Annotated in this window: 24 protein-coding genes and 2 pseudogenes; 19 read left to right on the forward strand and 7 right to left on the reverse strand. The window is 49.5% G+C overall.

What is annotated here, in order from left to right:
• Positions 1 to 288: pseudogene (locus IEX40_RS02160) on the reverse strand (glycine cleavage system protein T); the annotation flags it as partial.
• A 258-nt stretch (positions 289 to 546) separates the two neighbouring features.
• On the opposite strand from IEX40_RS02160, the gene IEX40_RS02165 reads away from it, so the two are divergent.
• Positions 547 to 1,215: a haloacid dehalogenase type II gene (locus IEX40_RS02165; RefSeq protein ID WP_188745452.1), complete on the forward strand. Its 669-nt coding sequence runs from the start codon at positions 547 to 549 to the stop codon at positions 1,213 to 1,215.
• A gap of 491 nt (positions 1,216 to 1,706) precedes the next feature.
• On the opposite strand, the gene IEX40_RS02170 is transcribed toward IEX40_RS02165, so the two are convergent.
• The 3 genes from IEX40_RS02170 to IEX40_RS02180 all read right to left on the reverse strand — a co-directional run bounded on the left by IEX40_RS02170 (position 1,707) and on the right by IEX40_RS02180 (position 5,735).
• Entirely contained in the window at positions 1,707 to 3,764 is a 2,058-nt protein-coding gene (locus IEX40_RS02170; protein WP_188745453.1) for a putative bifunctional diguanylate cyclase/phosphodiesterase, read from the reverse strand.
• A gap of 237 nt (positions 3,765 to 4,001) precedes the next feature.
• Positions 4,002 to 4,628, reverse strand: a complete 627-nt coding sequence (locus IEX40_RS02175) for an NAD(P)H-dependent oxidoreductase (protein ID WP_188745454.1) — start codon at positions 4,626 to 4,628, stop codon at positions 4,002 to 4,004.
• A 180-nt stretch (positions 4,629 to 4,808) separates the two neighbouring features.
• The gene (locus tag IEX40_RS02180; protein ID WP_188745455.1) at positions 4,809 to 5,735 is read right to left on the reverse strand and encodes a LysR family transcriptional regulator; all 927 of its coding nucleotides are present in this window, start codon (positions 5,733 to 5,735) and stop codon (positions 4,809 to 4,811) included.
• Between the two features lie 125 nt (positions 5,736 to 5,860).
• Between IEX40_RS02180 and IEX40_RS02185 the strand changes: the two genes are divergently transcribed.
• Positions 5,861 to 6,766, forward strand: a complete 906-nt coding sequence (locus IEX40_RS02185) for a DMT family transporter (RefSeq protein WP_188745456.1) — start codon at positions 5,861 to 5,863, stop codon at positions 6,764 to 6,766.
• Between the two features lie 91 nt (positions 6,767 to 6,857).
• Here IEX40_RS02185 and IEX40_RS02190 read toward each other — a convergent pair whose 3' ends face one another.
• A complete protein-coding gene (locus tag IEX40_RS02190; RefSeq protein ID WP_188745457.1) occupies positions 6,858 to 7,802 on the reverse strand; it encodes a LysR family transcriptional regulator in 945 nt (314 codons plus the stop codon).
• Between the two features lie 427 nt (positions 7,803 to 8,229).
• Here IEX40_RS02190 and IEX40_RS02195 point away from each other — a divergent pair, with 427 nt between their 5' ends.
• The 6 genes from IEX40_RS02195 to IEX40_RS22065 all read left to right on the forward strand — a co-directional run bounded on the left by IEX40_RS02195 (position 8,230) and on the right by IEX40_RS22065 (position 12,813).
• Positions 8,230 to 8,901: a polysaccharide deacetylase family protein gene (locus tag IEX40_RS02195; RefSeq protein WP_229680488.1), complete on the forward strand. Its 672-nt coding sequence runs from the start codon at positions 8,230 to 8,232 to the stop codon at positions 8,899 to 8,901.
• Complete coding sequence (locus tag IEX40_RS02200; protein ID WP_188745459.1) at positions 8,891 to 9,562, forward strand: cysteine hydrolase family protein; 672 nt, start codon at positions 8,891 to 8,893, stop codon at positions 9,560 to 9,562. Before IEX40_RS02195 ends, IEX40_RS02200 begins: the two co-directional genes overlap by 11 nt.
• A gap of 23 nt (positions 9,563 to 9,585) precedes the next feature.
• Entirely contained in the window at positions 9,586 to 10,980 is a 1,395-nt protein-coding gene (locus tag IEX40_RS02205) for an MmgE/PrpD family protein (RefSeq protein ID WP_229680490.1), read from the forward strand.
• Between the two features lie 396 nt (positions 10,981 to 11,376).
• The gene (locus IEX40_RS22055; protein ID WP_229680492.1) at positions 11,377 to 11,643 is read left to right on the forward strand and encodes a PAS domain-containing protein; all 267 of its coding nucleotides are present in this window, start codon (positions 11,377 to 11,379) and stop codon (positions 11,641 to 11,643) included.
• 81 nt (positions 11,644 to 11,724) lie between these two features.
• Positions 11,725 to 12,201, forward strand: a complete 477-nt coding sequence (locus IEX40_RS22060; RefSeq protein WP_229680494.1) for a hypothetical protein — start codon at positions 11,725 to 11,727, stop codon at positions 12,199 to 12,201.
• A gap of 165 nt (positions 12,202 to 12,366) precedes the next feature.
• Positions 12,367 to 12,813: a methyl-accepting chemotaxis protein gene (locus IEX40_RS22065; RefSeq protein ID WP_373286473.1), complete on the forward strand. Its 447-nt coding sequence runs from the start codon at positions 12,367 to 12,369 to the stop codon at positions 12,811 to 12,813.
• Between the two features lie 244 nt (positions 12,814 to 13,057).
• Here IEX40_RS22065 and IEX40_RS02215 read toward each other — a convergent pair whose 3' ends face one another.
• Both IEX40_RS02215 and IEX40_RS02220 read right to left on the reverse strand, forming a co-directional pair.
• Positions 13,058 to 14,398 (reverse strand): MmgE/PrpD family protein, encoded by a 1,341-nt coding sequence (locus tag IEX40_RS02215; RefSeq protein ID WP_188745461.1) that lies wholly within the window; start codon positions 14,396 to 14,398, stop codon positions 13,058 to 13,060.
• A gap of 44 nt (positions 14,399 to 14,442) precedes the next feature.
• On the reverse strand, positions 14,443 to 15,804 hold the full coding sequence (locus IEX40_RS02220) for an MmgE/PrpD family protein (RefSeq protein WP_188745462.1): 1,362 nt from the start codon (positions 15,802 to 15,804) through the stop codon (positions 14,443 to 14,445).
• A 172-nt stretch (positions 15,805 to 15,976) separates the two neighbouring features.
• On the opposite strand from IEX40_RS02220, the gene IEX40_RS02225 reads away from it, so the two are divergent.
• The 11 genes and pseudogenes from IEX40_RS02225 to IEX40_RS02275 all read left to right on the forward strand — a co-directional run.
• Positions 15,977 to 17,050, forward strand: coding sequence for a TRAP transporter substrate-binding protein (locus IEX40_RS02225; protein WP_188745463.1), 1,074 nt, complete (start codon positions 15,977 to 15,979; stop codon positions 17,048 to 17,050).
• Between the two features lie 177 nt (positions 17,051 to 17,227).
• The gene (locus tag IEX40_RS02230) at positions 17,228 to 17,815 is read left to right on the forward strand and encodes a TRAP transporter small permease subunit (protein WP_188745464.1); all 588 of its coding nucleotides are present in this window, start codon (positions 17,228 to 17,230) and stop codon (positions 17,813 to 17,815) included.
• Positions 17,816 to 17,819: 4 nt separating this feature from the next.
• A complete protein-coding gene (locus tag IEX40_RS02235) occupies positions 17,820 to 19,103 on the forward strand; it encodes a TRAP transporter large permease (RefSeq protein ID WP_188745465.1) in 1,284 nt (427 codons plus the stop codon).
• Between the two features lie 147 nt (positions 19,104 to 19,250).
• Positions 19,251 to 20,057, forward strand: a complete 807-nt coding sequence (locus IEX40_RS02240) for a hypothetical protein (RefSeq protein ID WP_188745466.1) — start codon at positions 19,251 to 19,253, stop codon at positions 20,055 to 20,057.
• Between the two features lie 2 nt (positions 20,058 to 20,059).
• Positions 20,060 to 20,956, forward strand: coding sequence for a LysR substrate-binding domain-containing protein (locus IEX40_RS02245; RefSeq protein WP_188745467.1), 897 nt, complete (start codon positions 20,060 to 20,062; stop codon positions 20,954 to 20,956).
• Positions 20,957 to 21,126: 170 nt separating this feature from the next.
• On the forward strand, positions 21,127 to 21,963 hold the full coding sequence (locus IEX40_RS02250; RefSeq protein ID WP_188745468.1) for an HTD2 family dehydratase: 837 nt from the start codon (positions 21,127 to 21,129) through the stop codon (positions 21,961 to 21,963).
• On the forward strand, positions 21,963 to 23,126 hold the full coding sequence (locus IEX40_RS02255; protein ID WP_188745469.1) for an acyl-CoA dehydrogenase family protein: 1,164 nt from the start codon (positions 21,963 to 21,965) through the stop codon (positions 23,124 to 23,126). The genes IEX40_RS02250 and IEX40_RS02255 overlap by 1 nt, the downstream gene beginning before the upstream one ends.
• Before the next feature lie 67 nt (positions 23,127 to 23,193).
• Positions 23,194 to 24,396, forward strand: coding sequence for a CaiB/BaiF CoA transferase family protein (locus IEX40_RS02260; protein ID WP_188745470.1), 1,203 nt, complete (start codon positions 23,194 to 23,196; stop codon positions 24,394 to 24,396).
• Between the two features lie 12 nt (positions 24,397 to 24,408).
• Positions 24,409 to 25,245, forward strand: coding sequence for an HpcH/HpaI aldolase/citrate lyase family protein (locus tag IEX40_RS02265; protein WP_188745471.1), 837 nt, complete (start codon positions 24,409 to 24,411; stop codon positions 25,243 to 25,245).
• Between the two features lie 29 nt (positions 25,246 to 25,274).
• On the forward strand, positions 25,275 to 26,036 hold the full coding sequence (locus IEX40_RS02270) for an electron transfer flavoprotein subunit beta/FixA family protein (RefSeq protein ID WP_188745472.1): 762 nt from the start codon (positions 25,275 to 25,277) through the stop codon (positions 26,034 to 26,036).
• Positions 26,037 to 26,046: 10 nt separating this feature from the next.
• Positions 26,047 to 26,457 (forward strand): annotated as a pseudogene (locus tag IEX40_RS02275) (electron transfer flavoprotein subunit alpha/FixB family protein); the annotation flags it as partial.

Genomic DNA, 26,457 nt, shown 5'->3' on the forward strand with positions numbered 1-26,457 from the left:
ACACTGACCCACGGCGCATTTTGACAGGTCACGGGGTGTAAGCAGCTGAGCAAACTTGGCAGCATCAGGCCCGGTGATCTCAACCTGACGCTCTACCGCGACGTCGCAGAGAATCGCATCGTTTACCAGGTTCCAGAAGTTCTGTACCGGGTCACCGAAATCACGCGGAATATACATGTGGTTATAGACCGAGAAGCCGGTCGCCCCCCAACGCACGGTGGCGTCGAAATAGGGAGATTTACGGATTTGTGTGCCGAAACCAAACTCTTTTTGCTCTTGCTTGCCCATCTACTCGTCCTCTTATTATGCGACCGCGTTATCAGCTCTGCCGTTAAACGCTTGAACAAGGAAATGATATGAGGAACGTACTGCAGGCGGGGGCTAAACGAAGGCAACCAAAACGCATATCAGGACTAATTTTTTGTGCCCTTTGGACCGTTTAGACTACAGTCGGGCAGAGGGCCATATAGCGCTGAAAAAGCTCTCTATGTACGCCAGGCTAAACTTCCCGTGAACAAGCACTCAACAGCGCCGAAGGAGCAACCCATGCCTTATGCCATTGGATTTGATGTATACGGAACCCTAGTGGACCCGGTTGCGATGGGCACCCACCTGCAGGGACTTGCCGGCGACCAGGCGCGCGCCTTTGGCCAGCTATGGCACGAGAAGAAAGTGGAATACGCCTTTCGGCGCGCATTGATGGAGCAGTATCAGGATTTCGGTACCTGCACCCGACAAGCCCTAGAGTATTGTCTGCTCCGTTTCGGACTCAATCTGTCCGATCAGGACCAGCAGAGGCTGATGGAAAAGTTCGGCCAACTGCCCGCTTTTGCCGATGTAATAACGGGTCTGGAAGCTCTGCGCAAACAAGGACACACTCTGGTGGCATTCTCCAACGGTCCGGAAGCAGCCGTACGTGGACTGTTGCACAACGCTGACGTGCTGCCTCTTTTGCATGATGTAATCAGTGTCGATGCTCTGCGCACATACAAGCCCAGCCCGCGGGTTTACCGCTACCTGATGCGACGCACAGATGGCACTCCTGAACACACGTGGATGGTATCCAGCAACCCCTGGGACGTGATTGGCGCTAAATGCGCAGGTCTTAAGGCAGTCTGGGTACAGCGTGATCCAGCCAGCCTCTTCGATCCATGGGATGTCGTACCGGATATGGTAGTTAAGGATCTGGTGGAGCTGAGCAAGCGTTGGGAGTAAGCAAGATCTCGGCTAGACTTCAGTCTTTCTCGAAGTGAGAAAATGCGATGCTAAGATAATGAGCTTAATAATGGTCGGGACGGCAGGATTTGAACCTGCGTCCCCTTGCACCCCATGCAGATTTTCGTCAGTCCCACACAGTCTCAAACAGCCCCCAAACGCACCATCGCCTAAATTTTTTAATCAATATATAACAATATATTAGCGTCATTTAACGTGCCACAAGATCCCATTTCATTCCAAGACATATTTTCCTGTATTGATCCTGCCTGAGTGATAGAACAGTTGATGGCCAACAACGAAATCCCGACAACCTATCCGGACCAGCTCTGCAAAGACATTAAACCAACGGAAATGGACAATTTTTCACTGATAGAAAAGCCCTGGCTCGCACCTGCATGTCACACCGACAGGGACCAAATCTTGGTGACCCTACCCACACTGAGGGAGTCGAGCAGAAGTAGGGTAAATAATGTATTAAGAATTTATAGTTAGAAATCTATAGCAATGCAGTAATCCTGATATACCCTTATAAAATCATCGGCAGGCATGGGCCGATAGAACAGGTAGCCCTGCCCGGTTGTGCATCCAATCGCATGCAACAGGTCTGCCTGCTGATCAGTTTCGACTCCTTCGGCCACCACAGAAAAGCCCAGTCTGTCCAGAAGTTGCACAACACCCCGCAACAGGATGGCTGCACGCTCATCCTGGCAAAGGTCCGCGACTAAAGCACGGTCGATCTTAACCACATCCAGCGGGAGCCTGCACAGGTAAGTCAGGCTGGAGTAGCCGGCACCAAAGTCATCCAACGCCAGACTGAATCCCGCATGACGAAGTGCAACAAGTTGCTTTAGGACCATATCGGCCAGATTGACAAACGCTGTTTCGGTGATTTCGAGTTCCAGATCCCCCGGTACCAAGCCGCAGGACATGACCGTTTCGACGCACCAGTTTACAAGATCGGGTTCCTGCAGATGACGAGCTGATAAATTGATACTGATGCGCGGCATTTTCAGTCCCAACAGGCGCCACCGCTTCACAGTACGGCAGGTGCGAGCAAACACCCATCGGTCCAATGCTAAGATCAGGCGACTTTCCTCAGCCAGAGGGATAAATTCCGCTGGTGCAATCATCCCCTTTTCGGGGTGATTCCAGCGCAACAGAGCCTCTGCCCCCTGAATCTGGCCCGCCGGTAGCGTTACCTTGGGCTGCAAATAGAGTTCCAGCCCCAGATCTGCCTCCGGCTGTGTTGCCAGCCGTAGCTGCTGTTCCAGCATTAGACGCTGACGCATGGTATGACTGATGCCTTCATCATAAAATCGGTAACAGTCCCGCCCTGCCTGCTTCGCGGCATTCATCGCCGTTTGTGCACAGGCCAGAAGCACATCAGTATCCCGAGCATCCTTCGGTGCTAGTGAAATTCCTACGGAGGGGCTGAGCCTAATCTGCTCTCCCTGCAGATAGTTGGGTACCTGCAATTTCTGAACGCATTGAACGGCAAAGCGGGCCAAGCTGGTCAGGTCTGATGCATCGGAAACCAGAATCACGAACTCGTCCCCGGTCAAGCGAAAGAACTGCAACGGACCTTCCAGCTGCCGAAGCTTTTGACTCTGGAAACGGATCAGCTCATCGCCGCCCTTAATGCCAAATCGATCATTGATCGGAGAAAGCTGCCCGAGATCCACACAAATCAATGCTAAAGGAAAGCGATCCAGCCGTTCTCGCACCAACTTATGACGTAGTGTCTGTACCAAGCTATACCGGTTTCCCATACCGGTATGCGGATCCACAAATGCCAACTGTGCAATCTCGGCTTCCCAGGCTCGCATATCGGTTAGATCATGAAAAATTGCGACATAGTGGGAAACGCATCCATCATCATTACGCAAAGCACTAATTGATACACTCTGCAGAGAAACCTCGCCCGACTTGCGGCGACACCACATTTCCCCTTGCCAAAACCCATCCTGCCTCAACGAGGAGCGCAGGCTGTCATAGAAATCCCGATCATGTTGGTTGGAGCGCAGAAAACGTGGACTACGCCCTTTCACTTCCTCTGGCAGGTAACCGGTTATCTGAGTAAAGGCTCGATTGACGCGCTGGATAGAGGCATGCGGATCTGTCACCATGATGCCCTCAACGGTGCCGTCCAAAATCCTTGTCACCATAGCTTCCTGTGCTTGAAACGCCTGCTGCAGACGCAGGTCTTGGCAGACCAGTGTCAGCCCAGTTGACTGTCCCTGATCATCCAAATGGGCTAACGCCCGCAAGCACACAGGGATGGGCTCTCCACTGCGGGCACGAAGCTGCCAGATGCCAGACCAGGCACCTTCATAAAGAGTTCGGGGAAGAATACACTGCTGCAACTCTTCCCAGCTGGCGTCATCATGAAACTGCCGAATGTGTAAAGGCTCGACATTCAGGTCATGATCTATTGATACCCCTAAGAGAATCCGCCCAGACAGGTTCATGAATTCGACCCGATATTGATTATCAAGGATGGCCACATAATCACCCGTCAGGTCGAATAACTGGCGCTGATCATCCATTATCTATTCCGTTGCCTACGTGGCTGAGCTCGGTTTTTTACCACAATAAAATACATTATTGCTTAATAAAACCAACCAATTCTATATCGTTATTATTAGCTAGCCATCATTAAATCAAACATATTGACCCAATATCATATTCTATAAAATATCATGAGTTATATAATTGATCTAATAACTTCTTTTTCGAATAGAAAAATACTCAATTAACATGAAGATTATGATTTAATTACTAATTTAAAAACGAATAACAATATCTTCATCATCAAAACGAACTTTTGGAAGTTGCGCGTTCACATCTTCAGGGCTACGGTGACCAAGAGACACAATAGAGGAAACCTCAAGCCCCATGTCTGTCAGACCAAGCACCTCATCATAAGCAGCATGATTGAACCCAGTCATTGGACAGCTATCGATTTTCAATGCAGCAGCCGCAGTCAACAGTGTCCCTAGTGCAATATATGCTTGTTGGTGGGCCCACTCGCGTTTCTCTCTATTCGTCTTCGCTGACAAGGCATCTTTCATATGGCAAGCATAACCGGCAATGTCATCATAGGACACACCTCGAACTTTCATAAGCTGATCGATATATCGATCAACCGTATGGTCTCCAATGTCAGTATAAGCGGCTAAAACTACCAAGTGAGAACAATCTAATACCTTTCGCTGACCAAAGGAATGCGGAAGCAAATCCCGCCGTATAGCAGTGGACTTAATTACAATCAATTTATATGGCTGTAACCCATACGACGACGCACTCTTACGTGTAGCTTCTATTAAATTTTCAACTTCATCATCTTCCAATTTTTGGTTAGAAAACTCACGAACGGCATAACGCCAGTCTAATGCCTCATTTATATTCATGGTTAGCCTCATGATATGAGCCCGGATTATCAACCAAAGTCGAACTCGGGACATAAAAATATTTTATAACGTGACTTTTCATTGCGTAAATTAAGTACACAACAACTCTAAGAGAAGACAAAAATACTATAAACAAACAAAAAGGAAGGACACTCTTTCTAATTTGGAACAAATAAACTGCTAGCCATTTTCTTCCTCCCCCTTCCCGGGGTCGTCCCAGCATTGCTTGCGAGCCAAATGATCACTCAAGTGATCCACCAGCATTCGGACCTTGATTGACTGTCTGCTGCCGGGTGGAAAAAGTGCAAATATAGTGTAACTTTGCGCGGGGTAGCCTTGCAGAAGAGGAACTAGCCTCCCTGATTCAATGTCCTCCTGTACCAGAAAACGTGGTAGGAAACCCACCCCCACCCCTCTTAATAGACTTTGACGCATAGCCAGGCTACTGTCTGTCTTGTAATTACCTTTCACAGACACTTCCTCCCCCCCCAGAACCCAAACCTTGGGTCGCTCGTGGAGGCTAAACGTAAGGCAGTTGTGATCCATCAAATCAGCAGGAATAAGAATATCCCGGCGCTTCATAAGATAATCAGGCGCTGCACAAACGACATTTCTGGCTTTTCTTAACGGACGGGCACGCAGGGTCGAATCGGACAACTCTCTTCGAACTCTAATGGCGATATCAACCCCCTGCTCAACCAGATCAATCATTCGATCATTGAGTTGGAGGTCAATATCTATACCGGGATAAAGCAGCAGAAAACTGTCTATAGCCTCTGTAATATGAGCAAGACCGAGGGACATTGGAACATTCAGGCGGATCGTTCCTCGCGGCTCCTGCTCCAGCCCTCGTACTTCCAACTCTGCCTCCTCTAGGTCATTGAGCAAAGCCTGAGTCCTACGCAAGAACACCCGGCCTGCGTCTGTGAGGCTCATTGTTCGTGTTGTGCGATTAATCAGTCTCGTTTCAAGACCTTGTTCAAGGTATGCAATATGCTTGCTAACTGTTGCAGCAGTAATCCCAAGATCTTCAGCCGCCCGAGTAAAACTACCCAGTTCGGCCACTCGCTGAAATACTTTCATGGCTGCCAGTTTATCTGTTGCCATCCTCTCCCTCCGCAAACTTTTTCCAAATTAGAATTAGTATTTTTCCATTACTTCCAATTAAAAACGCAACCAGTTCATTCATGATTCCATTACGACATCTTTAACATCAGCCTGGAGTACAGAAAATGGCTGCTTTGGCCCACCACTCCAACACCTCTTCCTTAAGGTTGACTTGGGGCCTACTGATAGCCAATGGCTTCCTGATTGCATTAATGTTGGCGCTGTCTAAAACAGCCACTACACAAGGCATGCCTGCTATTACCTATGCATTCTGGCAAACGCTTATTGCAGGCGCACTCCTGCTAGTCCGCGCCGGGCCACTGCGCTCCATGACCCAGAACGCACTTCTAATATATTTTCTAGTTAGCGGACTTACCGGAATTGCAATACCAAACGTAGTGGCCTTCTACTTGGTGACCAAGCTGGGTGCAGGCTTCACTGGCATCATGTATGCGCTACCACCTGTTTTCACCTTCCTAATTGCCGTGTCTATGGGGCTTGAAAAACATAACTGGGGAAAAATACTGGGTCTAACACTCGCAGTTCTGGCCTGCATTTGGATCATATTCCAGCGCCAATCAGATATAGGAAAATTCAGTTTTCACTGGTACATACTGGGGTTACTGATTCCTGGCGCACTCTCGGTTGGTAATATCTACCGTTCCCTCGCCTGGCCCAAACATAGTACTCCAATGACGCTGGCCTCCGGCACTCTACTGGCATGCGCAATAACACTTGCCCTATTTGCACTGAGTACAAATACACCGCTCATCTCCGGTGATTTTGGACCAGGACTGGTAAAGATCGTCTCACTTCAGGGTGTACTTACGGCATTGACATACGTCTGTGCCTTTGAGATCCAAAAGCGTGCTACACCAGTTTTCTACAGTCAACTTGGGGCCGTAGCAGCCATTTTCGGCTTAATCATTGGCGTCATCTGGTTTAACGAAGAATACCCTTTAACTATCTGGCTGGGCGTCCTACTGGTCGTAGCGGGACTGAAGTATAGCAACCGCTCCAACCCACAGTAAAAGAACGCTCAGAGCCCTTTAGTAACTCGAAGAGTCCGCCATGAGCAAACCCACTATGCAGCGTATTCGGTCAATTGTAGGCGATGATCAGTTATATAACACCAACCCAGGCGCCCGCCTTGACCAGCTCATGCACCAACTCCCGCGATTCACGAGCTACGGTGCGCGTCGCCTGTGTCAATGTATGCTGAGTAGACATACTCATAACCAGCGACCGACACATTTGTGTCGGTGAAATACGCCTTACATAGAGCTCTTTAAGCTCCACTTCGTGCTTTACCGACATATAAGGCAATACAGTAAAACCAACAGATTCACGCACCAAGTCCTTGATTGCGAGAAACGAGTCCACTTCAAATTTTACATCGAGGGCAACATTAAACTGCACCGCTACTCGCTCAATGATTGATCTCAAACCATGCCGAGCGCTGGGTAATATTAATTTAAACTCTGATATTTCTTCGAAACTTAAATCGCGGTCATTGCCGATAAAAGGACGTGAAGAAACAAGATATAAGCTTTCATCAACCAATCCCTCGCAGATAACCTGTAAAGAGCGAGAGGTTTTATAAAAAAGCGCCAGATCGATTCTACCTGTAGCTAGCCACTCATTTACGTCACCACTAAACGCTTCAACGATTTGCAGAGATACGTTTGGGTACTTTTCATTAATTCTGAGAACCAAGGGTGCTGCAAAAAACTGACTTTCCGTGGGCGGTAAGCCAATGCGGACCTTACCTGACACAACTCCTTTCAATCCCCTTACTTCTTCACTTAATTCATTTACATTTTCGATAATGCTATTCGCACGCTCAAGAAGAACCCTGCCAGCATCCGTGAGCTCCACACCGCGACCTGTCCGTGTGAAGAGCGCCAATCCCATTTCTTCTTCAAGGCTTCTAAGTTGACGACTGATAGCCGGCTGAGCAACTGAAAGTAGAGTGGCAGCGCGAGACATACTTCCAGCACGAGCAAGCTCAACAAAATATTTTAACTGCCTTAGCTCCATTTTCGCCCTCTTTTTATCCGAATTCATAAATCGACAGCTTCACTAGATTATCGCGCTGGCCTGATGTTCCAAAAAATACACAAGCCAATGATATTTGCAAAGTAAAAATCAGCAAAACAAAGTGGACATGGATGATATACGCTTTCAGCATAACTGGTAAACGATTAAGGAAACGCTCACCTAGCCACCATCATGTAATATAAAAAAATACCGAACCATGACCAAACACTAAAAAGACGGAAAGACAATGCTTCCGAAGTCACGAATCCGATATGAGTTATCTCACCAGAGAAGCCTGCCGCCCGGACCAAACGGAAAAAATCTTATTGTTCATATAGTTGTAAATATAGAACATTGGAGATTCGATAGTCCAATTCCACGCAAGCTTCTCTCTGCTCCACACGGAGTCGAAAAGGTTCCCGATGTTCCAAACTACTCTTGGGCGGAGTATGGCATGCGTGTCGGCATGTCACGGCTACTTAGCACTCTTCAAGATCGGGGCATTCCTGCTAGCGCCAGCATCAACGCAGGAGTTATCGACGCATACCCGGCATGTGCCGAGGCAGTGAGAAACGCAGGTTGGGAGTTTATTGGACACGGATACCACCAGCAAAGCCTTCAGGCTACCGATTCTGACAGCGAGCGCGAACTCATCACGAACTCGATAAAACGTCTCGAGAGCTTTACCGGTAAGAAAGTCCGAGGCTGGCTCAGCCCAGGATTGAAAGAAAGCTATGACACTCCAGATCACTTGCGCGCAGCAGGAATTGACTATGTCTGTGACTGGCCAGTAGATGATGCACCATGCTGGCTTGACACTGCCTCAGGTCAGCTTCTTGCGATGCCTTACAACCTGGAAATTAACGACAGTGTTGTCTACGCAGTCGAAAAACACCGTTCCGATGAAATTTTCAACCGTCTTCAAGATACGCTGGACTGTTTTGCCCCCGAGCTCAAGCGAGGCCAACCGAAAGTCCTCGGAATTGGTTTACATCCACATCTGATGGGTGTCGCACATCGTTTTCCCTATTTCGAGCGCATGCTTGATCTATTGCAGCAACACAAAGAGGTCGTTTTCATGACTGGATCCCAGATTTTCGATTGGTACAAGAACCATGACTATTAAGCAAAACAACGCAGAAGCGCGAATCCTGAATACGCTAGCTGAGCGTGCCGATCCTAAGCACACCGCCCTGCTGATCATCGATATGCAAAAGGATTTCTGCATTGATGGCTATGCTGCTAGTAAGGCAGGTAGACCCCTTGATGCGGTTCAGTCAATGATTCCGGCACTTGAGAAAACGTTGAAGAAGGCTAGAGAGTTCGGAGTTCTTGTCTGCCATGTTGGGTTTAACACTCTTCATCATCACTTCAGCGACACTCCTCCTTGGTTAAGCCAGCGGCGCCGATCAACCTATGCTTCCGACCGCATTGCAATGGAAGGTTCCGACGGTGCTGACTTCATTGATGAACTTTCGCCCCTAGAGGGCGAAATTGAAATCCGTAAACATCGTTACAGCGCATTCAAGGGGACTAACTTGGACATGGTACTGCGCGCAAATGACATCAAAACGGTGGTCCCGGTAGGTGTTTCTACTAACGTATGTGTAGAAAGCACCTTACGTGACGGGTTCGAGTTGGGCTACTACGTCTGCGTACCCTCTGACCTGTGCGCCTCCTGGGATCAAGAATTACACAACGCTACCTTGAAAAACGTGAATGCACGTTTCGGCTTGGTTTGTGACCAACAGTCACTGCTGAGCAGTTGGGAAACCGCCCCCCGCTAACATACCCTATCACAGGAATGAAAATGAAAACCTCAACCCTCACTTTAGAAGCCTCAAAATTTGCTGCAAACCTCACGTTTGACATGATTACAGATGAAGCGCTGCGTATTGCCCGCCGGTGCATCATTGACGGGCTCGGCGTAATGCTGGGTGGATCCGATCAAGAAATCGCTACAGTTACAAAAAAATACATTAATAGTGTAAAAGGTCCCGCCCAGGCACGAACTATTGGCAATGACAAAGTACGAGTTTCTGCTCCTCAGGCAGCATTTTTCAATGGTATCGTTGGCCACGCGATGGACTGGGACGATACACAGCTGGCAGAATCACCCGGCCGCCAGTACGGTCTCCTCACTCACCCAACCATTCCGCCACTCGCTGCAGCCTTGGCAATCTCGGACATGCTCGGGGATGTAACTGGGGAGCAGTTTGTTACTGCTTTCATCGCAGGCTTCGAAGTTGAGTGCAAAATCGCCGAGGCCATTAATCCGGATCACTACAAGCACGGATTCCATACCAGTGGTACTATCGGCACCTTCGGTGCCGCTGTTGCTGCTGCCAAACTGCTCGGTTTAGATGAAGCAGGTATTGCTCGTGCCATAGGCGGGGCAGCCTCTATGGCTTCCGGCATCCGAGCAAACTTCGGGACCATGGGCAAGCCTATGCATGTCGGCCGTGCTGCGGAAAATGGGGTGACAAGTGCACTCTTGAGCCAATTAGGCTTCACCTTCAACACTGAAGCTCTTGATGGCCCCTGGGGATACCTTTCCGTTGCCGGGCGTGGTGGTGAACCGGAGTATGTATCAGGTCGCTTCGGGGCACCGTTCTCCATAGCCGAACCAGGTGTAAGCATTAAACCGTACCCCTGTGGCGTGTTGACACATCCTTCGATGGACGCACTCAAGTTCCTCCTGGAAGAGAACAATCTTCAACCTTCTGATATTGAGAGTGTTACCCTCCATGCAGCATCCAATATCCTTAACCCTATTCGCTTCAGAACTGCAAAAACAGAGCTAGAAGGGAAGTTCTGCATGGCGTTCTTGCTTGCAGCAATTATTTTGCGTCGCCAAGCAGGCAAAAAAGAATTCACTGACGAGTTCGTGAACTCAGCAGAAAGCCAGAAGATGCAACAGAGAATTAATACCAATCTGGACCCAGAAATCGAAGCTATGGGCTACGACCAGATACGCTCACGGGTGGAAGTGATCACTAAAGACGGCAAAATCTTCGAAAAATGGGCTAATGAGGCATACCGTGGCGGTCCCAACAACCCTATGTCTCCTAGCGAGTTAGAGGATAAGTTTTTGGATTGTGCAGAGGGCGTTATCGATCCCATCCAAGCCAAAACAATTCTCGATATGGTTTGGGAGATTGAACATATAGAAAATATTACTACTCTAATCGACATTCTCGGATAAAAGTTCCAAAACAGACCCGCAAAATCTAGACAAAATTTGACTACGGTTTACACCTTAGTACCTTTCAGACTCCTGACATAAGATCAACATGGAGCTGGCCGTCCAGCTCCATTTTTTAAATTCCTAAATATAGTGTTTAAGGCATGTCCACTCTCGGCCTTTATTTAAAAGGCTACTTACCTTACCCAATATATTTCCAAAAAGACTGGTTTTCTTTAGTCACCTCTCAATTACGCAACATGAATTGATACACTGTTTTAAAAATCGAAGCGGGGTATCCATGAGAAAAAAGTGCCAGTAACGTTAAATGAACGTCGTTTTGATAGCAGTTTAAATCTGATTTCAACGACAGACACAAGAGGAATTATCACCCACTGCAATGATTTGTTTGTTTAGGTGAGCGGCTACAGCCGCGAAGAGCTCATCGGCCAGCCCCACAACCTTGTCCGCCATCCTGATATGCCAGAGGCGACGTTTCAGGTGATGTGGGAGCATCTCAATGTAGATCGTCCCTGGATGGGACTGGTCAAGAACCGCTGCAAGAATGGCGACTTTTATTGGGTCGATGCCTACGTAACTCCTATCACCGAGAAGGGTCAAATCGTAGGCTATGAATCCGTCCGTGTATGTCCCAATTGCGAAGATGTGGCACGTGCGAAATAAGTCTATTCTGCGCTCAACCGATCCGCTCGCATCCTAATAACACGCTCCGCTCCCTGGTCATGGCTGAGCTTAGACGCTGGTGTGACCCTAAGTACCGCGCTGGCAATCACCGACCAGCCAGAAGGAAGCCTCGGGCTGCTGGCGCTATCTACTTTCGGCTCGTTGTTCATCCAACAGCAACAGGAACGTCAACGCTTCGCTACATTGCTAAAAATGATGCCGTCAGCGTTCAGGCACCCTGTAGCTTCCGCCACCTATGCAGGAGACTCCGGCCTTTCGGCTCAGATGCAAGTAGCCATTAGGAGTGAGCAAGTCGACCTGAATACAGTGCTGGCTCGTATAGATGATGCGGCACAAACTGTATCCAAACAGGTAATAGCTAGCCTTGAGATGTCCGAAAAGTCCTTTGATGCCATGCGTCAACAACAGCATGAGACCGACCAGGTGGCCACTGCCGTGCATGAGATGAACGCCACTATCAATGATAGTCTCGAGGCACGTACATCAAACGGCCAAGCATGCAGAAAGCTCGAACAATACTGCCAGCCGGGGACGTGAGCTTGCAGCCGACACCAGCCAGTCGATCGCCCGGCTGAGGGACACTGTGCGTACTATTTTGAGCGTAGTCACCACTCTGGCCGGCCAAACTGAGCGGATTGCCAAGGCCGCGAGCTTATTGAGCAGATAACGGATCAACCCAATCTGCTTGCACTTAACGCGACAATAGAAGCTGCACGTGCCGGCGAGCATGGTCGCGGATTTGCCGTCGTCGCTGACGAAGTGCTCCAGCTTGCCCAGAGAACTCAGAGATCCACGCAGGAGATCCATAACATTGTGCCTCAACTGCTGGAACACACACGTCGTTCCGTTGAAGTGGCGCAAGAAGGAGAACAGGAAGCGACCGATGGATTGTCACAGGTACAGCAGGCCAGCCAGCTATTGAATGATATTTCTGAAATGATGAGCACTATTGCGAATATGTCACTTCAGATGGGGTCAGCCATTGAGGAACAGGCTAAGGTATCAGAGGATATCAATCGACAGGTGATTAATATTTCCGAACTGTCGACCAGCAACCTGAAACAGGCCCTGAGTTCGTCTGCCTCTACCCGCGCCCTGCGGAACGTAGCATTAGAAATGAACGAACTGGCTTCTGGCTTCAAGCGTTAGTCTCATGCTAAGACCATCGGATTACCATTATCTTGACGACCCAGTGCCTAGGTACAGGTCCGCTCAACGATGCAAATAGCAGGAGCATTACGCCGAAAATGAGTACCAGCTGCGGCGATAGGGCATCGCAGATAAAATAAGGACTTAATCATAGCCTCTCTAGGCAAGGTTATCCGTATGTAGGAAATGTTGAGACTACACGTCAGAGTGCAAGCAACCTATCGGGTTGCAAGCATTGGTCGAATCACAGATCAATCAGCGCCTCTAACCCATCGAAGAGCTTAGATGAACAAGAATGCTCAGAGGGCAAGCCAAGGATTGTTTGCTCAAGATCATGTGCAAACTCATCAGTGAGCCCCGCATGAGCAGCTAAACTCCTAAACTTTCTGCGGCTGGCACTCGCGTCGACCGGGTTTTCTGGATCGCCCTTTGCTGAGAGAATCGATTCCCGCATACATTCTCCATCTTCAGTGTACACAATTAACCGGCAACCATAGCGGTGCGGAAATTCAGCACTTAGATCAGGCGACTCAAAAACCGCTACCTTGCTTCGCAACGTATCAATAGTTGTATCAGCTAATACTTCTCCAACATAGTCACTCAGCTCCGGTTCCCCCTTAATAAAAGCTATGGCAAATGCATGCTGAAGACTAAACCGGGCACGGTGTGGTGTATCCGGCATCGCATCGTCACAAAAATCCACCGCACTTTTGTAAGTATACACTTCAACATGGGAGATCTTATCGAGAGAGAGTTTTACGCGATAACGTAGCGCAGCCTCAATGACAGGATGCGTATGGCGACATCCAGGCCATGGCTTCTCGCTGACCTCTCCAACTTTCCAGCATTCGCTACCTGTTTTAGTGAGTGCCTCCACGCGGCTATTCGTTGAAGTCGCCGCCAGTAATCCAAGGCGTCCGTCGATAATCTGTCTAGGAGCAGGAAATCCGCACTTTGCAAGGTCGGCAGCTAAGACACCGCTTTGTGCGGCCCTTGCAGAAGCCAATTGCTTGGCAAAACCCTTTTCTAGGCGGCACTGCCAAAGTCCGCTGGACTGCATCCCTGCCAAACCAACCGCGTCAGACAATTTATCGCGGTCTAAAGACATCAGGCTTCCAGCTGCCACTGCTGCACCAAATACACCACAGGTCGCTGTACTGTACCAATACCGGTAATGTTCAGTGCCTGCAGCCTCGCCAACGCGAATCGCAGCTTCGTAACCCCTAACGATAGCTCTGAGCAATTCACCTGACGTACTCAACTCGCGCTGTGCGACCGCCAGCACCGCGGGGATGACCGTGTCTCCCGGGTGAACGATCGCCATACGGTGCAGATCATCCATTTCCAGAATGTTCCCTAATGCACCATTGACAAAAGCTGACGTTGACGCCTCCCTTTTACCACCCCCGATACAAGCCACATTGCCTTCTGGCAGTGTTTTGGCGTATCTGATAACAGCTAAGCCCTGCTCTTCCCTTGCACCAACAAGTGCACAACCCAACCAGTCGAGCAAACGGTATGCAGCTTGTTCACAAGCAGCCTGGCCAACATCTTGCTCTAAAACGGCAATTAAATTTTCAGACATCTCATGGTCTCTTTATTATCTCGGCCTGAGTACAACAGCGTGCTTCACACCGGACACAGCAGATCAAGTAGAGCACGGGCATCTTGAACATGCTCAAGATTGTCGACCAACGCAATGACGCGTTCCGCCGCATTTTCAGAAACGGCCCCCGGAGCCAATCCCAAGTTTTTCCTGAATTTGTTAAGGTGCTGGTCACGAGTCAATGGGTTGGATGGAGAGCCTGGCATATCATCAATCGCCATGCCCAACTTCTGGCCATCACGCATGAGTAACTGAACACAAGAAGGGCCAAGAGCATTAGGATCATCATTCGGTTCAACTATGACATTGACGCGCTGGGCCAACTTATAAACAGACTGATTATCAAGTACTTCTGTGCGAAAGTCGCCAGGCTCCAGAGCCCCTTGCAACAAAGCACGAGCGACACTGTACTGTAGACACAGCCTTGCATAGTTGGGAGCCATCCCTGGTACCATCGGGCGCCCCACCAACCTTGCCGTTAACGGTGTTACATGCGTATAAACCGTTTGTATGTTTTCAACATCGAAAGAATGTTTCTGCTTGAGCCTGATTGCTGCCTCAATAGCACCCTGCGTAGCTCGCCCAGTTGGGAAGGGCTTGTGAGATACCTCTTCTATTCGCCAACTGTGCCCCAATGACGAGATAACAGGAGCAATATCGTACTCACCTTCAAACAGGTTGAAAAAGCCAAAACGCCCTTCCAATACGTTACGCGGTGCAACAAGACCGCGGGCAGCAAGATCACAGGAAACAACGGCATTTCGAGTATTAAAACCAATCTGAAGGGCCAACAGCATGCTACCTTCCTCATGGGACTGCATGGTGCCGCAGGTCTGCCCGTATAAGGTTCCAAACGAATTAAGCAAAGTCTCCTTATCAAAACCAAGCAGTTTGGCAACAGCTGCCGTAGCACCAAAACCACCCGCTGTACCTGGTCGAAAAAAACGAAGTGGCGAGTTGGATGCTACGCCTATTCCACAAGATACATCTGCCCCTAGGACAATCGCTTCAATGAGACGCTGACCAGACACCCCCCCTTCACGATCAATAACTGCCAATACGGCACCGACAATTGACGCCATGGGGTGAACGACCGCACCTTCATGTACACAGTCAAATTCAGAATTATGAATTTGAAAGGCGTTAGCCAATGCTGAAATGGCACAAGGATGTCGTGTACCGCGACCGAGCACCCTACTATCGTTGCCGCTTCCCCAGAGCGGGATAGTTTCACTGAGCTCATCCCCCCATTGGCCATGCACACCCGAAATGCCGACACCAAGTGCATCCAGCAAAAATGTCTTAGCGGCCGTTATAGCTTCCGTGGAGAAGTCTACATAAGAACGGCTAACCACATGATCCGCAAAAGGAATTATCGCATCCATAGTTGGAAACCTCTTAAAATTCATCAGTAATGATTAAAGTTAATCACAGTACGACAATCCCAAGCTATAACAAAAGCACATACCTGATACACAGTTATATCATTGAAACCCAAAGGCCTCAGAACTAGTGTTAAATCTCAGCAGAATGCTTTCAAAACAAGAGGCTCACACGATGAATAAGACACTTACAAATATCACCAAGTCGCTGGTGCTTAGTGGTTTAGTTGCTTCTTCCGCTACCCAGGCAGCTCAAGTTTCTGAACAAAGCTTGAGTTATGTTGGTACATTTAGAAGCCTTGCACTATTTCAGAATTTTGAAGGCCCTTTCTGGGAACAGGAACTCAGTAAAGCCTCTGGCGATAAAATTAGTACTAAGGTAACCACATTCGCTGAGATGGGTCTCAATGGTAGTGAAGTATTAAAACTGCTGGCTAAGGGTCTCTTCGATGTCGGTTCAACTGTTGCCGGCTACTCCGTAGAAGATGCACCCGAACTGGAAGGTCTGGACATGCCGATGATCGCTCCACGCGTTGATACGGCCAGAGAAGTGAGCAACATCTACCGCCCAATCATGGCAGAGGCGATTTCCCAACATTATGACGGCGCTAAACTTCTTGCTGTTGTTCCCTATGGTCCTCAGATGGTGTTCTGCAATACCGAAATCTCAAAACTGGATGACCTCAAAGGCAAAAAGATCCGTGCAAGCGGTCGTACCACAGGCGAGTTCCTCCAAGCCCTCGGCGCCCAAGCGGTTACTTTGAACTTTAATGAAGTAACGGGTGCATTGCAGAGGGGAGTGATTGATTGCGCCGTGACTGCACCGCTGTCTGGCTATAACGGCGGCTGGTATGAAGTAACGACTCACCTATACCCGCTTGCAGTCGGTGGCTGGGACCATGTCGTCACCGTCATGAGCGGCAAGAAATGGAGGTCTCTGGACGCGAATACTCAAGCATGGCTGGAGACCCAAACAATCGATTATGAAAACAAGGTCTGGGATGCCGCTCAGGCCGATTTTGAGGAAGGCATTAACTGCCTGACAGGCCAGGGGAACTGTAAACGCGGTAACGCCGCTTCCATGACTCTAGTCGCAACAAGTGACTCTGATGTCGCCTATGCTGCCAGCAGGTTGGAAGAAAAGGTTATTCCAGCTTGGGCTAATCGTGTAAGCAGCGAATCCGTTAGCCAGTGGAATAGCACCATTGGAGCTGCGACAGGCTTGACCGCACAAAAGTCTGCCGACTGATAAAGAACGTTCACCTAAGCCCCATTTACACCACTGTTTTAAAATAAAGGGTATGGGGCTTATTTTTAGAGTTGTACTAATAAAACATAATGAAATTATTAAAAACAGGCTATGTAGTAAGGTGACTAGAATGGATGCTTCAAAAGAACTAAGAAAAAATTTAACCAGGTAAAAGTAATGCTTAACAATATAGCAAAATTACTTGATATCACCATCAATCGAGCAAATCAAGTTACACGCTGGATTGCAAGGCTAGGTGGTATTATCCTTCTCGCATCGGTTTTTATGATCGTTGCAGAGATCTTATTCAGAAAGGTTGCTAGCCTTTCTATTATTCCAGCTACTGAAATATCCGGTTATTTTATGGCTATAATAGCAAGCTGGTCTTTTGCTTATGCAATGCTTGAAAAGGCTCATATAAGAATTGATATTTTTTATCTAAAAAGCTGCAATAAGGTACGAAACTTTCTGGACATACTCGCTATTTTTAGTCTTGTATTTATCAGTATATTTGCAACTGATGCCGTCTTTAGCGTTACGTTAGACACCTATGAGTCAGATGCCCATTCGAACTCTCCCTTGATGGCTCCTCTATGGATACCTCAGTTCCTCTGGATGTTTGGATTCATGTGGTTCTCTTTCTCGGTCTCTCTTCTCCTTCTGCGCGCTCTGGTCGCATTACTTCAGCAGGATCAGAAAAAGTTCAGCCACATGCTGTCCAGCCCTTCGGTAGAGGACCATGTAAACGAGGTTGCGAGGAACTAATATCATGATTATTGCATCGATAATGACGCTGTTGGCATTGCTTGTATTAAGTGTGCCCGTTGCGGCTACTCTGATTATACTTGCGATTACAATTGACTATTTTTTTTCACCTTTCCCTCTATATCTGGCTTTCGGAGACGTTCTCTGGTCCGCATCTGACAGTTTTTTATTAATCGCCATTCCACTTTTCGTTCTTCTAGGCGAATTACTGGTTCGCTCAGGTGTAGCCAAAAACACCTACGTGGCTCTTGAATCTTGGCTTTCCTGGCTGCCAGGCGGGCTGTTACACGCCAATATTGGTACCGCAACCTTTTTTTCAGCCACCTCCGGCTCCAGTGTCGCAACCTCTGCGACTGTTGGAACCGTCGCCCTGCCCCAAGGTAAGCTACTTGGTTATGACAGCCGACTGTTCACTGGTTCAATTGCAGCAGGCGGTACTCTGGGAATAATGATTCCCCCTTCTATTAACTTGATCGTCTATGGCTTCATTACCGAGACTTCGATCCCCAAATTGTTTGCTGCCAGCCTGATCCCAGGGTTGATGCTGGCAATTATTTTCGTGATTGGTACGGCTATCATCTGTTCACTACTTCCTTCGCTGGGAGGGCCCAAGCGTCGTCATACGTGGTCGGAGCGGTTCAAAGGTCTGATAGAACTGCTCCCGGTCCTCTCACTTTTCATCATCGTAGTTGGATCAATATACGCCGGCTGGGCAACTCCAACCGAAGCGGCTGCGATAGGCGTTGCTGGTGCGCTGTTATTAGCCGCACTATATCGCACACTGACGATCGACATGTTGATCGAGGCAATAGAAGGGACCATGAAAACGACTGGCATGATCATGTTGATCATAGTCGCATCTTATTTCCTCAACTTCGTACTGGCATCCTCTGGAGTCACTCGGGAAATCTCATCCTTCATCAATACAAGCGGTATGGATGCATTCAACACACTGTTGCTGATTATCGCGCTTTACATTGTATTGGGATTTTTTCTCGAAACACTTTCTCTGATGGTAATTACACTACCAATAGTTGCACCGGTAATTATTTCACTTGGTTACGACCCTATTTGGTTTGGTGTTCTGGTTATCCTGCTGATTGAAATGGCACTGATCACACCACCAGTCGGTCTCAACCTCTATGTTGTTCAAGGAGTTCGAAGGGAAGGCTCCCTCAATGATGTCATGGTCGGTGCATTACCTTATGTACTAATGATGGTTGTGATGGGCATTTTGTTGGTTGCGTTTCCAGATATAGCGCTGTTTCTTCCACGCGCGCTGGGGTAGCACTATTGTCGAACATGCCTGGGGTCAATCGATCCTGACCTCATGCATGTTTTTAGATCAGTAAGGGATTGCCACTCCATGCGGCTAAGAGCATAACGGAATTGCTATTCGAATCTTATTCCCATAAAAGTATCGAAGGTTATTTAAATGCTTCTAGCCATTACATCCAAGGCTCTTTTAACCGCACTGGTAATCATCTCTGTTGCCAAAGGGGTTGAACGCTTCGGCCCACGTTTTGGCGGTATTTTGGCGGGTGCACCAGTCGTGGTAGGACCCGCTTACTTTTTCCTTGTTACGGAAAATGATGTTGCATTCATTATTAGCGCCGCCTTATCTTCAATGAATGCAATGACTGCAACTCTGCTATTTACAGCACTCTATCAGCTGCTACCTCACCTTACTCCACTTTCATTGGCACTGGTCTTGTCATCAGCAGCTTGGTTAATATCCGTAGCGTTATTGCAAACCAACGTTGAGTCGGTTCTCCTGTCATCTATGCTGTTCGCAGCGACCTACATCACGGTAAAAATTTTAGCAAGCCAAGTCCAGGCGACAATTCACAGGCAAAATCAGAGTACCTGTTTCGATATAGCATACAAAGCCGTTGCTGCCGGTATTCTCGTCGGTGCGGGAACAGGCCTTACCAGTTATACAGGCGCGTCTCTATCAGGTGTCATTGTTGGTTTCCCTATAGGTCTAACCATAATCGTGATAACGCTTCATTATCGTCATGGTCCAGACGTCGCCAAGACTACCCTAGCGACTGCACAGACAGGCATGATAAGCATTTTTTCTTTTCTACTTGCTCTTTCCCACCTAGCAACCTTTTTGTCGCCTCTAAGCGCTTTTATTTTATCTATTGCTACAGCATTAATCGTTACACTTTCCTTCCTTCTATTCGAGTTTTTTTCCTTAATAGGGCCGTTCCCCCCCAATGATAATGACCGGAGATAACCATGCATTTTGACTTCCGGGACCTTGAGCTTTTTATCAGCATTGCAGAATCCGAAAGCCTGACCAGAGGCGCGAGGCGCAGCAATATTTCTCTGACCGCAGCCAGTACGCGCCTTAAAGGACTCGAAGAGCAACTAGGCTGCAGACTTTTCTACCGAGAAACTCGTGGTGTAAGATTAACCCCCTCGGGCACTCGCTTACTCAGGCACGCAAGATCAATACTTCTAAGGGTAGCAGCTGCCAAGGCGGATTTTTCTGGTCTTGAAAACGATCACTCAGGCCATCTACGCATTCTAGCCAACACAACTGCCATAACCGAAATTTTACCCGGCGTACTGACCAGCTTCCTTGCGCAGAGACCTGGTGTCACAATTGATCTTCAGGAAGCATCGAACCGAGATATCATCAGGACTGTTTGTGAAGGCTCCGCAGATCTCGGCATAGTGTCAGATCTAATTAAGGGTACCGGCCTTGAAGTCATTCCATTCGCAACAGACAACCTGGTACTCGTCGCGGCCAAGCAAAACCCGCTTAGCTCATGCTCGACGATAAGTTTTTTTGACAGTTTAACCGAACCTCATATTTGTTTGCATGAAGCCAGCAGCCTTTTCACTTTCTTGCAAGCCATCACTTTAGAGACCGGAGAGGTATTTAAACCAAGAGTTCAGGTATTCGGATTCGAATCCGTATGCAGACTAGTCGAGTCCGGTGTTGGTGTCGGCGTAGTTCCTGAGTCATGTGCTCTGCGGTATATACAAACGATGGAGCTCCAAATCATAAAGTTATCCGAGGCTTGGGCAAGGCGCAGACGTTGCCTGATCTTAAAGGATCGCGATTCCATGCCTCAATGCGGCCACGCGCTCATAGAAGCCATATTAGAACATTCCGCTGACTCATAAAGTAAATACACTCGAGTCATAATAACAGCTATTCAATTAGCTTAATTCAAAAATGGTATAGCTGCTATTCATTACAGACCCTTCTTTTTTTCAAAAGGGTAACTTCTAGAATATAGGATTTCAATAATCTCCCTGTTGTACCAAACTAAAATTAATACAGGAGAGACTTCATGACTATTAAATCAATCGATAACTGGCTAGATAAAAAAAACCAGACACAAGACACAATCTCTGAACTTTTGTGTAATCGACTGAGTGCTACTTTCTGTAAGCCGACACTGAAAAAATACGACGAGCTTCCGCCCCTTTGGCATTGGGCTTTCTTTCAAGAACCTGCACATCAAAATGCCCTTGGTCCAGATGGACACCCCAACTCGAATACTTTTATCCCCGGCATAAATGGTTTTGTTCGCATGTGGGCGGGTGGGCGAGTGAAGTTCTTGGAGCCACTAAAAGTTGGCCTCGAAGCGGTACGTGAGTCGACTATTACCAGGGTTACGGAAAAGGAAGGGAGCACGGGAAAGCTAATCTTCGTTACCGTGCACCATGAAATTATCCAACAGGGCACACTGTGTATAAGCGAAGAGCAGGATATTGTTTATCGCCCACCCGCCCCTGTTACAAAAAAGTCAGAGCCTTTCGCGGAAGAATTTGACTGGATCGAGACTGTGGAGCCAACCCCTACACTGTTGTTCCGCTATTCAGCCGTCACCTTCAATGCGCATCGTATTCATTACGACTGGCCTTACACGACGGGTGAAGAATCCTATGCGGATCTCGTGGTTCATGGACCGTTAATCGCAACCCTAATGGTCAAAGCATTCACTGACGCAAACCCCAAGCTGAAGCCGGTTCTATTGTCCTATAGAGGTCTCAAGCCATTAACTGCAGAGGAAGAGTTCAGGGTTTCCGGAAAGCATGACGAAGACGGTGCCGCTGTGCTTTGGGCTTTCAATAAACATGGGCCTGCACATACGGCGAAACTCCAATATAAGGAGACTTACTGATGTTCCAGCACGATATCGACTCACTCAATGCTATTCGCGAAGGCGTGCGTAGTCTTTGCGCTAGTTTCGACTCAGCCTATTGGCGAGAGGTTGATGAAAAGCGAGGCTTTCCCGATGAGTTTGTGAAATCACTGACTGAGGCCGGCTGGCTTGCCGCCATGATTCCGGAAGAGTACGGTGGCTCCGGTCTGGGGCTATCTGAGGCTTCGGTAATTCTGGAAGAAGTAAACCGTTGTGGCGGCAATTCCGGAACCGTACACGGACAGATGTACAACATGTTCACTTTGCTACGTCATGGCAGTGAGGAGCAAAAACAACGCTTTTTGCCCAAAATTGCTGCCGGTGAGTTGCGACTCCAGTCCATGGGGGTCACTGAGCCCACAACTGGTACCGACACCACAAAAATCAAAACAACTGCTGTCCGCAAGGGTGATAAATACGTTATTAATGGCCAGAAGGTATGGATTTCCCGCATCCAACACTCTGATCTCATGATCCTGCTTGCCCGTACGACTCCACTGGCGGAAGTTACCCGTAAGTCTGAAGGAATGTCGATCTTTTTGGTCGATCTTGAGCATGCGATGGCAAACGGCATGACCGTACAGCCCATCGCCAACATGGTTAACCACGAAACCAACGAACTATTCTTCGATAATCTTGAGATTCCTGCCGAATGCCTGATCGGAGAAGAGGGTAAGGGGTTCCGTTACATTCTAGATGGCCTCAACGCCGAACGTACGTTGATAGCGGCCGAGTGTATTGGTGATGGCCGCTGGTTCATTGAGAAGGCATCAAACTATGCCCGCGAGCGCGAAGTGTTTGGACGTCCTATCGGCAAAAACCAAGGCATTCAATTTCCCATAGCTCAAGCCCATATCGACATTGAAGCTGCCGATTTGATGCGTTGGCGGGCATGCCATGAATACGATAACGGCCTGAAGGCCGGTGCCAGTGCCAACATGGCCAAATACCTGGCTGCTGAAGCATCGTGGAAAGCAGCTAATGTCTGCATGCAGACCCATGGTGGTTTCGGTTTTGCCTGCGAATACGATGTCGAGCGAAAGTTCCGCGAAACCCGCCTTTATCAGGTTGCCCCCATCTCAACCAACCTGATTCTGTCGTACGTGGCCGAGCACCTGCTGGAACTCCCCCGCTCTTTCTGATTCAGCAACCCCGGTTTGCAAATCAATCCGGGGATTAACCCAAATCCTCAATAAAGGCGGCAGTACGATGCATTACAAATCAAACACAGCTCCGCTCAATGGCATCAATGTGATCAGCCTTGAGCATGCCATTGCAGCCCCCTTCTGTACTCGCCAGCTAGCCGACCTTGGGGCCAATGTCATCAAGGTAGAAAGACCTGGCAGTGGCGATTTTGCACGCGGCTATGATCAACGAGTACATGGACTTTCATCCCATTTCGTCTGGACCAACAGATCCAAGAAGAGTCTCACGCTTGATCTCAAGTCGGAGCAGGCCAAACCGGTCATGGAGTCGCTTCTTGAAACCGCAGATGTCCTTGTACAGAACCTTGCACCAGGAGCTGCCGCACGCCTCGGGCTATCTTTTGATCAGCTGCACGAACGCTACCCGCGACTGATCGTTTGCAATATTTCAGGCTATGGTGAAGGTGGCCCATATCAGGATAAAAAGGCTTACGACCTGCTTATCCAGAGCGAGGCCGGGTTCCTCTCCACCAGTGGACTGCCGGGGAGCGACGGGATGGCCAAAGCCGGCTGCTCAATTGCAGATATAGCAGCGGGAATGTACGCCTATACCAATGTATTGTCGGCTCTCATTCATCGCCAACATACAGGACAAGGCAGCAGCATTGATGTATCCATGCTCGAAAGTCTTGTCGAGTGGATGGGTTATCCCATGTACTATGCCTTTGAAGGTGCTGAGCCTCCCGCCAGAGCCGGAGCTTCTCACGCAACCATCTATCCCTATGGTCCATTCATGGCAGGCGACAACCGTTCGGTAATGCTTGGCTTGCAGAATGAACGTGAATGGCTCTCGTTCTGTGAAAAAGTCCTCGAACAACCTGAGCTGGCTGATGACGAACGTTTCAATACCAACTACAAGCGCTCAGAGAATCGAGCCATTCTTCGTCAGCTCATTCATGAAACGTTCAGCACACTCTCATCCGAAGAAGTCGTTGCTCGACTGGACAAAGCCCGTATTGCCAACGCCCGTGTCAATGACATGCATGCCGTATGGGATCACCCTCAGTTAAGAGCACGTCAACGATGGACCTGCATCGACAGTCCCAGCGGCAAACTGCCCGCCTTAGCTCCGCCCGGTATCAATAGTGCTTATGCGCCTCGCATGGATGCTGTACCGGCATTGGGAGAACATACGAACGATATCCTCTCCTCACTGGGTTATAGCGAGAACGATATCCACCAGCTGAAAGTTGCATCCGTGATCTAAGAGAAAACCGTCATGACAGTTTCCAACAAAGTTCGTTCAGTTCTGTTCGTGCCAGCTTCACGCCCCGAGCGTTTTAGCAAAGCTCTTTCCTGCGGTGCCGATGTTGTAGTCATAGACCTTGAGGATGCCGTAGCACCAGCCGAGAAGGCAGCAGCGAGGGAAGCACTGAAGCAGTACCTCGAGATCAACATCGAGGCTGCCGTGATCGTGCGCATCAACGCAGCCAGTACAGAACATTTCACATACGACCTTGAGCTGTGCCGCCAACTACCGGGTGTAAAAGCGATCATGCTCGCCAAGGCACAAAGTGCCGAAATTTTGCAGGTTGCCGCAGAAACCGGCAAACCGATCTGGCCGTTAGTAGAAACGGCGCTTGGCGTTACCGAACTGCCCAAAATGGCCAGAGTGAAAGGAGTTGAGCGCTTCTGCCTTGGTGCATTGGACCTAGGTGTTGATATTGGTATCAAGCCCGACACGATAGGCGCTCAAGTAGTGTTAGATCGGGTACGGTGCGACCTCCTATTACAGTCCAATGTCGCGGGGCTCGCTCCACCTATAGAGACTGTTTTTCCCTCTATCGACAATGAAGTTGCTATTGAGCAATTCGCACAACGGGCCTCGGAAATGGGCTTTGCCGGTATGCTCTGCATTCACCCCCGGCAATTGTCACCTGTCCACCAAGGCTTTAGTCCCGATGAGGCTGAGATCGATTGGGCGCGGCGTGTCCTAGTCGCAGCAGAAAGTGCCGAAGCAGCGTTCCAAGTAGATGGAAAAATGGTGGATGCCCCTGTCATTCGACGTGCCTGCGAAATACTAAAACAGGCCAACGACACCACCGTCATTCGATAATCCAGCCAAAAAAACCACTGGGTAATGTTATGAAAATACTGGTTACGGTTAAACGCGTCATCGATTACAACGTCAAGGTACGCGTCAAGGCGGATAACAGCGATGTGGACCTGGCCAACGTCAAGATGGCCCTGAACCCCTTCTGCGAGATCGCCGTCGAGGAGGCGATCCGCCTCAAAGAGGCCGGTGTTGCCTCCGAGGTGATCGTGGTCTCCATCGGCCCGAAAGCGGTGCAGGAGCAGCTGCGCACGGCGCTGGCCCTGGGGGCCGACCGCGCCATCCAGATCGACACCGAGGCGATGCCGGAACCGCTCAATGTAGCCAAGCTCTTGGCCAAGGTGGTTGAGGCCGAGCAACCGGGCCTGGTGATCCTCGGCAAGCAGTCGATCGACTCCGACAACAACCAGACCGGGCAGATGCTCGCCGCACTGACCGGCCGCCCCCAGGGCACCTTCGCCTCCGCAGTCAAGGTCGAAGGCACTCTTGATACCGGTAAGGCGATCGTCACCCGCGAGGTGGACGGCGGTCTGAAAACCCTGTCTCTGGATCTGCCGGCCATCGTCACCACCGACCTGCGCCTGAACGAGCCGCGCTACGCCAAGCTGCCGGACATCATGAAGGCGAAGAAGAAACCGCTGGAGGTGAAGACCCCGGCCGACCTGGGCGTCGAGCTGAAGTCGCATATCCAGCTGCTCAAGGTGGAAGCGCCGGCCGCGCGTCAGGCCGGGATCAAGGTGGACAGCGTCGACGCGCTGGTCGACAAGCTGAAGAACGAAGCGAAAGTGATCTGAGGGGACGGATATGAGCATTCTACTGATCGCCGAACACAACAATCAGGCCCTCAATCCCGCCACCCTGAGCGCCTTGAACGCCGCCCAGCAGATCGGCGGCGACATCACCCTGCTGGTCGCCGGCAGCGGCTGTGGCGCCGTGGCCGATGAGGCCGCCAAGGCTGCCGGTGTCGCCAAGGTGCTGCTGGCCGATGCCCCGGCCTATGCGCACGGCCTGGCCGAGAACCTGTCACAGCTGATCGTGGAGCTGGCCACCGGCTACAGCCATCTGCTGGCCCCGGCCGGCACCACCAGTAAGGATGTCATGCCGCGCGTGGCCGCGCTGCTCGACGTGGGTCAGCTGTCCGAAATCATCAGCGTCGAGTCCGCCGATACCTTCAAGCGCCCGATCTACGCCGGGAACGCCATCGCCACGGTACAG

The organism is Marinobacterium zhoushanense (assembly GCF_014641945.1).
Lineage (GTDB): Bacteria > Pseudomonadota > Gammaproteobacteria > Pseudomonadales > Balneatricaceae > Marinobacterium_D > Marinobacterium_D zhoushanense.